At 56.5% G+C, this 14,002-nt stretch carries 13 protein-coding genes; 3 read left to right on the plus strand and 10 right to left on the minus strand.

Annotation, left to right across the window (positions count from 1 at the left end; all coding sequences use genetic code 11):
- Positions 1-25: 25 nt before the first annotated feature.
- Positions 26-781 (plus strand): glycosyltransferase family 2 protein, encoded by a 756-nt coding sequence (locus tag G536_RS0116865; RefSeq protein WP_022824778.1) that lies wholly within the window; start codon positions 26-28, stop codon positions 779-781.
- An 81-nt stretch (positions 782-862) separates the two neighbouring features.
- Here G536_RS0116865 and G536_RS0116870 read toward each other — a convergent pair whose 3' ends face one another.
- The 3 genes from G536_RS0116870 to G536_RS0116880 form a co-directional block, all read right to left on the minus strand.
- The gene (locus G536_RS0116870; RefSeq protein ID WP_245575851.1) at positions 863-2,104 is read right to left on the minus strand and encodes a metal-dependent hydrolase family protein; all 1,242 of its coding nucleotides are present in this window, start codon (positions 2,102-2,104) and stop codon (positions 863-865) included.
- 67 nt (positions 2,105-2,171) lie between these two features.
- Positions 2,172-2,528, minus strand: a complete 357-nt coding sequence (locus G536_RS32250) for a hypothetical protein (protein WP_157530705.1) — start codon at positions 2,526-2,528, stop codon at positions 2,172-2,174.
- A 311-nt stretch (positions 2,529-2,839) separates the two neighbouring features.
- Complete coding sequence (locus G536_RS0116880) at positions 2,840-5,098, minus strand: S46 family peptidase (RefSeq protein ID WP_022824781.1); 2,259 nt, start codon at positions 5,096-5,098, stop codon at positions 2,840-2,842.
- Positions 5,099-5,496: 398 nt separating this feature from the next.
- Between G536_RS0116880 and G536_RS28465 the strand changes: the two genes are divergently transcribed.
- Positions 5,497-6,144: a sulfite oxidase-like oxidoreductase gene (locus G536_RS28465; protein WP_022824782.1), complete on the plus strand. Its 648-nt coding sequence runs from the start codon at positions 5,497-5,499 to the stop codon at positions 6,142-6,144.
- Complete coding sequence (locus G536_RS0116890; protein ID WP_022824783.1) at positions 6,141-6,881, plus strand: ferredoxin reductase; 741 nt, start codon at positions 6,141-6,143, stop codon at positions 6,879-6,881. The genes G536_RS28465 and G536_RS0116890 overlap by 4 nt, the downstream gene beginning before the upstream one ends.
- A gap of 130 nt (positions 6,882-7,011) precedes the next feature.
- On the opposite strand, the gene G536_RS28470 is transcribed toward G536_RS0116890, so the two are convergent.
- The 7 genes from G536_RS28470 to G536_RS0116925 form a co-directional block, all read right to left on the minus strand.
- The gene (locus G536_RS28470; protein WP_022824784.1) at positions 7,012-7,539 is read right to left on the minus strand and encodes a YkvA family protein; all 528 of its coding nucleotides are present in this window, start codon (positions 7,537-7,539) and stop codon (positions 7,012-7,014) included.
- 148 nt (positions 7,540-7,687) lie between these two features.
- The gene (locus tag G536_RS32255; protein WP_157530707.1) at positions 7,688-8,230 is read right to left on the minus strand and encodes a hypothetical protein; all 543 of its coding nucleotides are present in this window, start codon (positions 8,228-8,230) and stop codon (positions 7,688-7,690) included.
- An 85-nt stretch (positions 8,231-8,315) separates the two neighbouring features.
- Positions 8,316-9,509 (minus strand): hypothetical protein, encoded by a 1,194-nt coding sequence (locus tag G536_RS0116905; protein WP_022824786.1) that lies wholly within the window; start codon positions 9,507-9,509, stop codon positions 8,316-8,318.
- A gap of 159 nt (positions 9,510-9,668) precedes the next feature.
- Positions 9,669-10,517 carry a type 1 glutamine amidotransferase gene (locus G536_RS0116910; protein WP_022824787.1) on the minus strand — a complete coding sequence of 283 codons (849 nt, stop codon included), beginning with the start codon at positions 10,515-10,517 and terminating at the stop codon, positions 9,669-9,671.
- 220 nt (positions 10,518-10,737) lie between these two features.
- Positions 10,738-11,835, minus strand: coding sequence for a carboxylate-amine ligase (locus tag G536_RS0116915; RefSeq protein ID WP_022824788.1), 1,098 nt, complete (start codon positions 11,833-11,835; stop codon positions 10,738-10,740).
- Positions 11,836-12,007: 172 nt separating this feature from the next.
- Complete coding sequence (locus G536_RS0116920) at positions 12,008-13,069, minus strand: ATP-grasp domain-containing protein (RefSeq protein ID WP_022824789.1); 1,062 nt, start codon at positions 13,067-13,069, stop codon at positions 12,008-12,010.
- Between the two features lie 130 nt (positions 13,070-13,199).
- Complete coding sequence (locus tag G536_RS0116925) at positions 13,200-13,901, minus strand: alpha/beta hydrolase-fold protein (protein ID WP_022824790.1); 702 nt, start codon at positions 13,899-13,901, stop codon at positions 13,200-13,202.
- Positions 13,902-14,002: the final 101 nt, after the last annotated feature.

The following is a 14,002-nucleotide window of genomic DNA, read 5'->3' on the forward strand; positions in this document are numbered from 1 at the left end:
CCGTTTACCTCATGCCCTACTCAATATGCATTTTACGGTTATCACGCCGACCTACAACCGCGTCCAGTTTTTGCCTGAAGCCGTAGCCAGCGTCCGCGCCACTATCACGGCTCCGCTCGACATTCAGTACGAGCATCTGATTCTGGAAAACGGCAGCACCGACGACACTGCCAATTGGCTGCAAACCACCGCCGAAAAAGGTGGACCGGTGCGCGTCATCAGCCAGCCTACCAAGCTCGCGCCCGGCCCGGCCCGCAACCTGCTAATCCGCGAAACGCCCGCCGATGCTTGGCTGGTACCCCTCGACGACGACGACGTACTGCTCCAGCGCTGCCTCTATCACTATGCCGATCTTGTGCAGCGCCACCCCGGCCAGCCGTGGTTTGTGGCTGATTTCCTGCGTGTTGATGAAGAGCGGCGCTACCTGCCCAGCGAAGATTATTACGCCTGGCGCTTCGAGTCCACTACCGATATGCTCAAGGCTATCTTCCGGGCCGAGCACTTCATCCAAGGTAACGTATGCTATTCGCGCGGCCTGTTCGAGAAGGTGGGCGGCTACGACGAGACGATTGAAATGGCCGAAGACCTCGACCTGTATGTACGGTTCCTGCTGGCCGGCCACCTGCCCATCCTTTCGCCCCACATCAGCCACCTGCACCGCTTCCACACCAGCAACGTCAGCATTGGGGTAGATGCTGACAAGCATGGTGCCGACTTGCGCGTGATTTACGACAAGTACGCCGAGCAACTCAAGGCGCTAGGCGTCGAGCGGCCAGGCTAATTGTCATTCCGACGCGAGGAATCTGAGTATTATCGTTGAACAACTTCACTCAGATTCCTCCTGCGTCGGAATGACAGGCGGTTACTTCACTTCAACGCCGCCTTTTAGTACCAGCTTCACATGCCGGAGGGCGGCTACATCTTGCGTTGGGTCGCCGGCTACGGCTACAAGGTCGGCGAGGAAACCGGACTGGATGCGGCCCCGGTCGGGTAGCTGGAAGAGGCGGGCGTTGCCGCTGGTGAAGCCGCGTAGTACGTCGAGCGGGGTGAAACTATACTCCCGGACCAATAGCTCGGCTTCGCGCACGTTGTCGCCGTGCGCGAACACGCCCACGTCGCCACCCATAACGAACTGTACACCGCTCTGGCGGGCCAGCTTCATGCTTTCCCGTTTCTGGCGGATGCGCTCGGGCTCAGGATCTTGGCCTTTGTGCCAGCCACGGTATTGCGAAATAGCGTCGCCGGCGGCTACGGTGGGGCAGAGCGCTACGCCGCGCTGCTTCATCAATTTGAACACTTCGGCGGTGCCATTGTCGCCGTGCTCTATGGTCTGGACGCCGGCGAGGGTGGCGCGGCGCATGCCTTCGGGCGTGCTGGCGTGGGCTACTACCGGGCGGCCGGCGCTGTTGGCGGTTTTCACAATCAGGTTTAGCTCGTCTTGTGAGAAAGTAGCACGGCTGGGCTCGTTAGGGCCCCAGCGATAATCGGCGTACACCTTAATGATGTCGGCACCTTTCCCGATTTGCTCCCGCACGGCCCGGATGATACCATCGACGCCATCGGCTTCCTGGGCACCTTGGGGTACGTCTACATCGGTGGAGAGCTTGGGGCCATAGCTGCCGGTGGCAACTAAAGCGCGGGTGGCAACCAGCAGGCGGGGGCCTGGAATAATGCCTTGCTCAATGGCTTGCTTCAACCCCACATCGGCATAGCCAGCGCCTTCAGTACCTAAGTCGCGGGCTGTGGTAAAGCCGGCGGCCAGCGTGGCGCGGGCATGGGCCGTGGCCCGCGCCACCCGCAGCGCCTCCGACTCTAACAATACCTGGTCGTTCCAGGGTGTTTCGTTGTAGGGGTGCAGTAGCAGGTGGGAGTGGCCCTCAATCAGCCCTGGTAGCAAGGTGAGGTCCGGCAGGTCCAGCGTACGCGCCCCGGCCGGAGCCGTTACCTGCGCAGCCGGCCCCACGGCCCGTATTCGGTCATTCTCCACCAACACCACCCAGCCAGAATGCAGCGTTTCGCCATCGAAAACGGCGGCGGGACGGAGCAGGAGCAGTACGGTAGCAGCGGGTGGGTGGGCGGCGGTGAAAAAGCTAGTGAGCAGCAGGGGGATGCAAGCGAAGAGAAAACGCACCAAGGCAGGACGGGAAAGGGTTGACTCCTACAAGTTAGGGCTACCGCTTCAAATCATACGATATACCAACCCGCGCATCCCATACAAATAGGTGCTGGTCGTCGAACCAAAAGTCAGCATCCTCCACGGGGGCACTGCGAAGCAAGGTCTTAGGGTGAAATACTGCTTCCAGATTGAAACGGCTACCTCCCAAGTGTTTATAGGTCAGGTTAGACCACAGGCCGAAACCTGGCTTTAACTCGTCGCCCCGTTCACGGGCCCCCATAACGTAGAAGCCCGCACTAGGGCCAAGGATTACGTCAAAGCGCGGTGCCAAGGCCAAGCGGCCGGCCACAATTCCCTCCAACGAATAAAGGGAATTGTGGTAGGCCGTGACAGTGCGGCCCCCGAAGCCCATAAACCCAGGAATAAACTCTTGATAAGGCTGCCGGTTACTCCCAGCTGTAATACCTGCACCAAAAGCAAAGTATTGTCCCAGTGTAAAAATTCCGTGGAGCCCAGCGGAAGCAGTTCCGGAAAACGAGTTTTTTCCCACTCGTGTGTACCCACCTGTGAGCATCAGCTTCTGGCTGAAGCCGGGTGTAGTAACAGTCGCTAGGACGATGAATAGCATAATGATTCTTTTCATTTAGGAAGCCTTGAAATAAAAAGGGGAGATACCCTTGGCTAGAGTACCTCCCCATTGATAAAGTTGCAATGCGGAAGAAGCTATGCCGCCGTTTTTGCGCCAGCCTTCTTCACTTTCATCTTCTTGATTTTCTTGCCCGGCTCCGGCTTCACGTCGTTCGGGTTGTCAACCAAGGTCATTTCGTTGACCAAGTGCTTAGCCCCGGCGAACTTATCCACCACGAACAGCATGTAGCGCACGTCCAGCGTGATGTTGCGCACCCGGTCGGGGTCGAACATGATGTCGGACATGGTGCCTTCCCAGTTCCGGTCGAAGTTAATGCCGATTAGCTCGCCGCGGCCGTTGATGACGGGTGAGCCAGAGTTGCCGCCTGTTGTGTGGTTGGTGGCAATAAAGGCCACGGGCACGCTGCCTTTGTAGGCGTAGGGGCCGTAGTTTTTGGTTTGATACAGCTCGGCAAGGCGGGCCGGTACCTCGAACTCAGGGTTGGTAGGGTCGGCCTTCTCCATGATTCCGTCGAGGGTGGTGTAGAACTCATACTGCGTGCCGTCGGCGGGTTGGTAGGGCTGCACTTGGCCGTAGGCGACGCGCAGCGTGGAGTTGGCATCGGGGTAGAAGGTGCGCTCGGGCTGCTGCTGGCGCAGGCCGGCCACATAGGTGCGCTGGAGCAGCGCAATGTTGTCGGTAGCAGCGGTGTAGGTGGGCAAGATGGCCGTGCGGTAGTTGCTAATGATGGCCGAGGACAACTTGGCGGCGGGGTCGTCGAGTAGGGCGCGAGCGTTGCCTTTGGCCACTTCATCGAGCAGCGCCTGGGCGCTTTCGTTGCTGGTCAGGCGCGACTTGTCATACAGCTGATTCACGTAGGTGGTCCAGCCGGCGGCGCCCGGATACTGCTTGGGCAGCGCTTTTACGTAGGCAGGCAGCAGCGCGGCGGGTGTACCAGTAGCGTAGAGCGGGAGTAGCGCGGTGGCTACTTTCCGGTCGGTGGGGGCGCTGTAGTTGCGGAAGAAATTGGCGGTGCCCTTCTTGGCTTTCTCTACGGCCGAAGCCAGTTCGGCGGCGGGAACTTTGTTTTCCACCATTTCGGCCAGTGGCAATAAGCTGTTAGTCAAAGCAATCAGCTCGATGCCTAGGGCGGCTTCGGTTACGTAGTCGCGGGCCAGAGTGTAGTCGCGGGCGGCGGTGTAGCTGCGCTCCAGTTGGGGCAGGAGGGGGCCGTAGGCGGCTTTGCGGGCTTCGTCGCCGCTGTTGGCCCACTGCTGAAATGTCACTTCCTGCTGCTGCTTGCGGGTTACAGCATCCAGCTTTTTCAGGCCCCGGTTCTCACCAATCCACTTTTTCCAGTAGTTGGCAATACTGGCGTACTTGGCCGCGTATTGGATCCGGACCTTGTCGGAAGCCGCCATGTCGGTGGCTAGCACTTTCAGTTTGGCGTCGCGCACCTTGATTTTGGCGGGGTTGGATACCGAGTAGGTTTCCTCGACGCCCCAGCTGGTCAGGTACTCGTTGGTGCGGCCAGGGAAGCCAAATACCAGCGTGAAGTCGCCGGGCTGCACGCCGGCCAGCGAGATGGGCAGGTGGTGGCGCGGCTTGAAGGGCACGTTGTCTTTGGAGTATGCGGCGGGCTTGTTGTCGGGGCCGGCGTAAATGCGAAACATCGAGAAGTCGCCGGTGTGACGGGGCCAAGCCCAGTTGTCGGTGTCGCCGCCGAACTTGCCGATGCTGCTTGGGGGCGCGCCTACCAACCGGATATCCTGAAACACCTCGGTTACGAACATGTAATATTCGTTGCCGTTGTAGAATGGCCGGATAAACGATTGGTAATGCGTGCCTTGCACGGCGGCCTGCGCCACCCGCTGGATGTTGGCTTGCACCAGTTTCTCCCGATCCGCTTCCTGCACGTTGGTTTTCGGCACGCCCATCAGCACCTGGCTGGTCACGTCCTCCATGCGCACAATAAACGTAGCCGTGAGGCCCGGATTGGGCAATTCCTGCTCCCGGTTCATGGCCCAGTACCCCTTGGTGAGGTAGTCATTCTCCACCGACGAGTGCTGCTGAATCTGGCTGTAGCCGCAGTGGTGGTTGGTGAGCAGCAACCCCTCGGTGCTGATGATTTCGCCGGTGCAGCCGCCGCCAAATTGCACTACTGCATCTTTGAGGCTGCCTTGGTTGACGCTGTAAATCTGCTCGGCGGTGAGTTTAAGGCCTTTTTTCTGCATGTCGGTCTCGTTGAGCTGCTTGAGCAGCAACGGCAGCCACATGCCTTCATCGGCGCGGGCCGGGGGCGTGAGGGTGAGAACGGCAAAGACCAGCAGCGCCAGCCGGGAAATAGTTTGCATAGGTTCTGAATTCAGAAGTGGGAAGCAGATAACACGGATTCTGGTACTTTGGCTGCGTCCAAGCCCCACAATCAACACACAAACGGCGCGGCTACCAAGCTGGAAGCCTCATCCGCCATCAACGACGCACAAAGCTACTCACTGATTTTGCAGATTTAGAACTCTCGCGAGTAATGACTGTCGTAAAACTTGCCATTTCCGCTGCCCATAACGCCGCAAAACGCACTATATATCTGCCTGTTTATCTAGGTCGTCATGTAGAGCGCAGCGAAGCATCTCGCGTGCTGATGTGTGATTTAGTTAGGCAACGTCAGCACGCGAGATGCTTCGTTGCGCTCTGCATGACGTGCCTTTCTGCTTATTGTCTACAACTCTAATTCACCCTAACTCTTTCACGCATGGCATTCATCAACAAAGGCTTCCAGGCCAAGCGGCCCACCGACGGTGCTCATAAGCTGCCGCCCGGCCAGTACGAAACCAAGGATTTTCCGGTGCTTACGGCCGGCCCTACGCCGCGTATCAATCTGGCTAACTGGGAGTTTCAACTGGAAGGCGCGGTGGAAAATTCGGTGAAATGGAGCTGGAACGAGTTCAATACCCTGCCGCAGCAAAGCTTCAACCCCGACATTCACTGCGTTACCAAGTGGTCGAAGTTCGACACCAAGTGGCGGGGCGTCAGCCTCGATACGCTGCTGGAACACGTGCAGCTCAAACCAGAAGCGCAGTTCGTCATGGCCTTCTCCTACGGCGGCTATACCACCAACCTGCCCCTCGCCGATTTGCGCGACGGCAAGGCCTTTATCGGGCTGGAATACGAAGGCAAGCCGCTGACGGCCGAGCACGGCGGCCCGGCGCGGCTGGTGGTACCGCACCTCTACTTCTGGAAAAGCGCCAAATGGGTGCAAGGCCTGCGCGTTATGGCCCAAGACGAGCCCGGTTTCTGGGAAGACGCTGGCTACAGCATGTACGGCGACCCGTGGAAAGAGCAGCGCTACGGCAGCGACGACGACGAACCCGAAGCTTCCACCACCAGCTTCTGCCTGTGAGCCGCTTAAACTGGCAAATAGGCACCGTAGTAGCCATCAAGCCCGAAACGCCCCGCGTGAAAACCTACACGCTGCGCCTGCCCAACTGGACGCTGCATCGTGCCGGCCAGCACTACGACCTGCGCCTTACCGCCCCCGACGGTTACCAAGCCGAGCGGAGCTATTCCATTGCCTCGCCCCCGGAGCAAACCGGCGAAATTGCCCTTACCGTAGAGCTAATCGAGGAAGGCGAGGTGTCGGGATATCTCTACGAAGGGGTGGCAGTAGGCGACCTGCTAGAACTACGCGGCCCCATTGGGGGCTACTTTGTGTGGCCAGCCGGCGCGCCCGATGCGCCGTTGCTGCTTGTCGGCGGCGGCTCGGGCGTGGTACCGTTGATGTGCATGCTGCGGCACCGTCAGCGCGCTGGGCTGCGCAATCCAGTGGTTATGCTGTTCAGCGTCCGCAGCCCCGACGAGGTGATTTACCAGGAAGAACTGGAGGCTCTAGCCCAAGCTGACCCGACCTTCACGCTCCTACTCACCTATACCCGCCACGCCCCCGTCAACTGGACCGGCTACCAGCGCCGCCTCGATGCCGCCATGCTCACCGAGGCAGTAGCGCACCTGCCCAGCGCCCCACAGTGCTACATCTGCGGCCCCACCGGCCTGGTGGAAAACGCCGCCACACTGCTACAAGCCCAAGGCCTCCCTGACGATTCTATCCGCACCGAGCGGTTCGGCCCAACGGGGAGTTAAATAAACCTACCGTCATGCTTCGGCTACGCCACTGCATGACGGTAGGTGGACTTTAAAGAGAAGGGTCTGATAAACAGAAATGCCCAACCGGTTATGGTTGGGCATTCCAATGATAGAGAATCCGGAGGGCTTACGAATGCCCCATTTCCGCAACGGCTGGTGCATTCTCCGCATTGGTGTTGGAAGCTGCATAAGCCGGCTGAGCCGAAGCCGCTGGAATATCGTCGGTTTCGTCGGTGGCGTTGGTTTTCTCCCACTCGCGGAAGCGGGTGATTTCACCCTGAAATTTCTCCACGAACCAGCTAATCAGCGCCAAGTCATCTAAGAAGCCTACCACGGGCACGAAATCCGGTACCAAATCAATCGGAGAGAGTGTATAGAGCAGCACCGCCAGCCCCGACACGATGGTGCCGGTTTCTACCTCCCGGTAGCTGCCGCTGATATAGTTGCGCACCAACCGAATGAGAGTGCGGGCCACATCGAATACCTGCTTGAACTTGTTGTCGCCGCTTTCTTTGCTGGCGAGCTTGTTGGCTACCTCGTTCAGTACCAGCACCGCCCGAAACGGACGCCCTAGCAGCTTACCGGCGCGGTTTAGAAATACGCTAAATAGCGCGTTTTTAGAAATGGAAAGCCCTTTTTCGAAGAGAGAATTCATATAGTGAAGTTTTCTTCGCGCTTACGCGGGGAGGGCTGGAGAGGTTATTTGATGGGGCTAGTTTTAAGCGAGGTTCTACGTATTGACAATGAAAGGAGTGGAAATTATAATTTTAAAATTTACGCAAAAAATATCTTTCCCTTTTTAATTAAATATACGTGTATACTATTGATACATCGCAACCTAACTTATGACTAAATTCTTCTATAAAATCATCTGTCAAATCTGGCCAATTCCAGAATGTAAACCCTAGATCACTAAAACCCCATTCAGGCGAAAAAGTGAATTGGTGAATGTCGGTTGCAATATTGCATAATGGACAAGTTAAATTATTGCTCTTCTGCTCATGCCAATCATTAAAGAAGCTCCAGTCTTCTGAAGCAATATTTTCCTTACAATTAGGGCAAATACATTCATCCAAGCCGTATTGACAAGTATCGAAGACCTGTCGTTCTGTAATGATATCAAGTCCATTTGTAATAAGGCTAAATGGCAATTCATTAGGAAAACATGTAATGCGTTTTGCTTCTTCTGATATTGCATAGCCAAATTTAGAACCTAAAGTGCAATCAGATGGATCTGAGTTAATAATATTTTTATGAACCAGCCACTCTAAAATTTCTGTTGCTTTTTCTTTCCTATTTGGGTAAGATGACTTTTTTGGAATTATCGAAATGCTATAATCACTCATTGTATGTTAATGTTGTTTGGTGTCGCTCAGAACTGTCCAAAATATTTGATGTTATGTGATTCTCAGTAAATAATGCCTCGCCAACTCACCCCCGCTCAAACAACGGCGAGGTGCCGCCGACCCAATTCTTGTCCTTGTTGAAGTTGACGCCAATCATTTCGCCGCGGCTCATGCGGCCTAGCGCCGTGAGCAGGCGGGGTTGGGCGGCATCAGGGAACCAGACGTAGAGCAGCCGGATTTCGCACTTCACCAGCCCGTCCGGCGACTGAATGGCGGGCTCGTAGCTCACCTTGCGCTGCAACAGGTAGTTCTGCTTGTCGGTTAGGGCGTCGAGGTCGGCGGCGGTGATGTGCAGGCGCACGCCCGCGCCGGCAAAGGAGAAGAGCGGCTTCAGCACGTAGTTCTCCAGGTCAGGGGGGTAGGTGCTGAGCTCGTGCAGGTAGTAGCTGGGCGGCGAGTAGGCACTTTTGATGAGCGGCAGCGTGTATTTGCTGATGCGGAAAAACCAGTTGGGGTGGCCCACCCAGGTTACGTCCACGTCGTCGGTAAGCTTGTAGTCGGTTTGCAGGTCCGGGTAGCGCTCCAGTTCATCGAAGATAATGCGGTTGTAGATGCGCTTGATTTGAATTTCGCGGCCATCTTTCTCGTAGAACAGCTGCCGGCCGCGCTTGCGAATTTTGGTAATGCACACTGCCTCAATGCTCCAAAATTGCTTGGTCAGGGCGAAATCGACGCGGGTTTTCTGCTTCTCCGGGAATAGCTCCAGCAAAATGGTTTCCTCCGCAGGACCGTCGCCAAGCAGCAGGCGGCGCATTTCGGCCTTGTATTCCGCGTCCGTCGTTACGTTGAAATACGGCGTTACTTCTTCGGCTACGTCGAAGTGATTAGCATATAGCTCCGGCTGCCAGGTCTGGAAGGCGTACAGAGACGGAAAGCCCTGCATCTCAATGAGCTGCGGCTCCAGCTCGCCTTGCGCATCGCGGCAGATGGCGAAATCGAAGGTTAGGAACGTAGCGTGCTCGTCCTCGTTCGGCACCCGCTGGTGGGGCGGAATAGAAGCGTCCGTTAGCTGCTTGAAGTCGGGCCGCTGAATCACCCGGATAATGTCGTCACCGGCTTGTACCAGCTTGTCACGCAATTGGGCCGGCACGAAAATCGGGGTTTCCGAGAGGCGAAATTCCAGTTGATTCGGTAGCTGCCGCTCCACATCGGCCAGCATTTCCTGGTAGCGCTCCGGCGTAAAAGTCTGATTGTAGCGGGCTCGAAATTCCGGAATCATAGCAAGGGAGAGGTTGAAGAGAAGAAGTAACAGAACAGGTTGAACGTCATGCAGAGGCGCCGCCGAAGCATCTCGCGCACTGACATTTGCTTACTAATCAAGCATCAGCAGGCGAGATGCTTCGGCGGCGCCTCTGCATGACGTTCTAAAGAAAATAGGTTAAAACGTGACGCCAGCGGGTTGCTGCTCGGCTGCTAGTGGCTCAAGGGCGGCTACTGCTTGCTGCAAAAAGGTCGGGATGATGATGGATTCGGTCAGCTCGATGGTGTTGGGGTCCTGAAGCAGGCGCACCATTTCCTCGTACTTGGCCTCGCCGTGGTTGGCAATGATTTGCTCGCGCTTTTCGTCGGTTTGGAAGTGGCGCAGCATGCCTTCGCCGTCGGCCTCGGGGTGGAACTGGGTACCGAAGATTTCGGGCGTGAAGCGCAGCGCCATCAGGGCCCGGTCAAGGGGCACGTGGGGCCGTTCCTTCTCCATGGCCAGAATTTCGATGCCCAACTCCTGCAAGCGCGCTTCGTTCGGCTCGGTAATCTGGTAGTCGCGCGAATCGACCGAATAAAACGGCTCCGGCAACGTGCGCAGCAGCGGGTCGGTTTGGCCGGCTTCGGTGCGGTGCATCGGAAAGATGCCGAACGACGTGGATTTGCGCTTGCTGAGCAATCCAATTTCAAAGTGCCGACCTACCAGCTGGAACGAGTGGCAAATCAGGAAAACGTACTTTTTGCGGGCCTGCGCTTGGTTCCAGGCAAACAACCCGTCGATGAGGGCGAAGTAGGGCTTTTCCCAGGCTTCGTCGGAGGGCAGCGGGCTGCCGGGGCCGCCGCTGGAAATATAGATGTCGTAGCTCAGGTCGGGCAGCTCGGTATTGGCCCGCACGTTGAATACGTCGTAGGACAAGCTGACGTGGCTGGTTTCCTGGGCGCGGCGCACCAGTTGCAAAATACAGCGCATTCCCTCGTTGGGGAAATTGTTGTACATATCGAGAATGGCAATTTTCAAAGACTTCATACAAGGGCACCCGCTGCAAAAACGGGGTTTTTCAAAAACAACAATCAACTTTTCGCCCAGTAGCAAAGCTGGGTAGGAGAAAGCAAAAGTACGAAGAACCCTTAACAAGGAACGTCATGCTGAGGTAACGAAGCATCTCGCGTGCTGATGGTTAGCAACTAATCCAGTGTCAGCACGCGAGATGCTTCGTTACCTCAGCATGACGGTCGGAGTATTTGTGCTACAACCCGTGGGAGGTTTCGGCCACAATGAAATCCACTACTTTTTTGAGGTCGTTGGTTTCGCGGAACACCTGTAGCTGCCGGTCGGCGCCGGTGCCCATTTCCAGGATTTTGTGCACGTATTCTATTTCATGGCGGCTGCCCAACTCGTCCACCACATCATCAATGAAGTCGAGCAGTTCCAAAATCAGCTCCCGGGTCGGGACTTCCGTTTCCTTGCCGAAGTCAATCATCTTGCCGTCGAGGCCGTAGCGGGCGGCACGCCATTTGTTTTCGTTAATAAGCACCTTACGGTAGAGCCGGAAGTTGAGGTTCTGGCTTTTCAGCTTGTAGATTTTGGCTACTAGGGCCTGCATAACGGCGGCAATGGCCACGGTTTCGTCAGTACGCAGCGGCATGTCGCAGATGCGGTACTCGATGGTGTCGAAGAACGGGTGCAAACGCAAGTCCCACCATATTTTCTTGCCGTTGTCGATGCAGCCCGTTTTTACCAGCAGCGCAATGTACTCGTCGTACTCGCTGGCACTGCCGAAATGCTCGGGAATGCCGGTGCGCGGAAACCGCTCGAACACCTTGGTCCGGAACGACTTATAGCCTGTTTCGCGGCCTTCCCAGAACGGCGAGTTGGTACTCAGCGCAAAAAGGTGGGGCAGAAAATACCGGAGCGTATTCATTACATACACGCCCAAATCCCGGTTTTCCAGCCCGATGTGCACGTGCATGCCGAAAACGAGGTTGGAGCGGGCTGCCTCCTGTAGTTCCTCCACAATCTTGTCGTAGCGGGCATCGGGCGTGATAAGCTGCTCCTGCCAGCGCGAAAACGGGTGCGTACCCGCCGCGGCAATCTTGAGCCCGACTTTATCGGCCAGCTCAATCACCATGCGGCGCAGGTGCGTGACCTGGGCCCGCGCCTCCGTGATGTTGTGGCAAATCGTAGTGCCGACCTCCACCACCGACTGGTGCATTTCGGCCTTCACCTGCTCTTGCAACACCACCTTGCCGCCCTCCACAATCTCCGACATGTGGGAGCGTAAGTCGCGTGTTTCCGGGTCAATGGTTTGAAATTCTTCTTCTATTCCGAGCGTGAATTGAGGCATAGCTAAGTCTGTGGAGGAGTGGTCGGAAATAATCGAAAACTAAAAAACGTCATGCTGAGCCTCGCGGAGTATCTCGCGTGCTGACTCAGGATTACTAATCTAGCATCAGACACGCGAGATGCTTCGCAAAGCTCAGTATGACGTTCTTTGTGCTATAAGCACCAGGCTGTTGCTACTCCGACTTAGCTTCGGCAGCTTTTTTGGCAGGCGCTTTTTTAGGAGCGGCAGCAGCAGGTGCTTTCTTGGCGGGAGCAGCAGGTGCTTTCTTGGCGGGAGCAGCGGCGCCACCGGCCCCGTTGCGCACAAACGTGCCCCAGGTGAGGTTGTCTTGGCCGGGCTTTTGAGCCTTGGCGCGGCTGATGGCCAGGTTGGCCGCCGCTTCTACCACCCATTCAAAGTTCTGCTGGCCCACCGAATTCACGTCGGCATCAGGGGCAGGGTTGCCGAAGTCGATAGCCAGCGGAATACCGTCGCGCACCGCAAATTCCACAGTGTTGAAATCGTAGCCTAGGCCTTGGTTGAGCTTGAGCACGTAGTCTTTCATGGTGGCCAACAGCTTTTTGCCAGCGGCGCCCGTCGTTTTCATTTCGGTGGCGTAGCGCAGGTGTGGCTCGTTGCGCGGCTCGTAGGGCATAATCAGTACCTCTTTGCCCCCGATGCAGTAGCAGCGGAAGTAGTCGGTGAAGTCTACAGCCTCCTGGAGCAGCATCACCAGCTGGCCGGTTTCATCGTAGGCGCGGTGGAAATCGTGGATGTTGTCGAGCTTGTATACACTCTTCCAGCCGCCGCCGGAGTGAGGCTTCATGTAAGCCGGGAAGCCGATTTTGGCAAATGCTTCGTCCCAGTTAGTCCATTCCAAGTTGCGGAACGAGTTGTGGCTGGTGTCGGCAGGGCGCTCTTTTGATGGCAGGAGCAGGGTGCGGGGCACCGGCACGCCAAGCTGCACGGCCAGCGCGTTGTTGAAGAACTTCTCGTCGGCCGACCACCAGAACGGGTTGTTGATAACGGCCGTGCCGCCCAGGGCGGCATTCTTGAGGTAGGCCCGGTAAAACGGCACGTCCTGCGAAATCCGGTCGATGATAACGGCGTAGTCCGTTGGCACGGCTTGCTCAACCTGTCCGATGCTGACGAACTCCGCCATGATGTCTTTGCCTCCGGTTTTCTGGTTTACACGGTCGACGAAAGCCTGTGGGAAAGTGTTTTCCTGTCCGAAGAGGATGCCAATTTTTTTCATAAGCGGTTAGTTTAGTGCCTAGTGCGTTGTGCCTAGTGCTTAGGGTGATGGTGACGTAGTGCGTGGCGCTTCATGCGCGCTGCCAAATATAGTGCAGGCAGCTTAGGCACTCAGCACGGCGCAACGGCCACTACATTAAGGAGAGATAGTGCGGAAACATGTCGCGCCACACCGGCCAGTCGTGCGTGCCGGGCCGAATGTCCAGCCAGTGCCGGATGCCTTTGCTGTTAAGGATGTCCGACATCTGAAGCGTAGACGGCTTGCAGAAGTCGTTTTCAGCGGTACCCAGCACAATCTTCATTTGATAGAAGTGGTCGTTCTGGGCGTTGGGCATGTAGCTGGGCGGGTTGTTGTAGTAGAAGTTCTCGTCGTAGTGCCCGTCTACAAACTGGCTCATATCGTAGGCCGCGCCCATGGCAAACAGATAGGCTACTTGCTCAGGATGGCGAAACGCGAAGTTGAGAGCCTGATAGCCACCGAAGCTACACCCGGCTACGCCCACTTTATCCACGTGGCATTCTTGCTGGAGCATCGGCACCAGTTCCTGGCTGATCATCTGGTCGTAGCGCATGTGGTTCTGCACCCGTTCGGCGGGGTGCAGGTGCTTGGCGTACCAGGTGTGCGTGTCCACGCTGTCGATGCAGTAGAGCTTCACTTTGTGGTTTTCAACAAACCAACGCGCCGATTCAGTGAGCTTGAAGTCCTTGGCCTCGTAGTAGCGGCCCCGCGAGGTAGGAAAGATGACGATGGGGTAGCCCATGTCGCCGAAAACCAGCATTTCAACGTCGTGGCCGAGGTTGTGAGAGTAAAAAGGGCGGTAGACTTCCTGCAAAGTGGCTCGATTTAAGATGATTAATAATGGCAATAAGACGAGAATAAGTTGAAACTACTAAAAAACTTCCCGCTATTCCACATCAGTTTTAACGGCTAATT

The sequence above is a fragment of the Hymenobacter norwichensis DSM 15439 genome, from assembly GCF_000420705.1.
GTDB classification, from domain to species: Bacteria; Bacteroidota; Bacteroidia; order Cytophagales; family Hymenobacteraceae; genus Hymenobacter; species Hymenobacter norwichensis.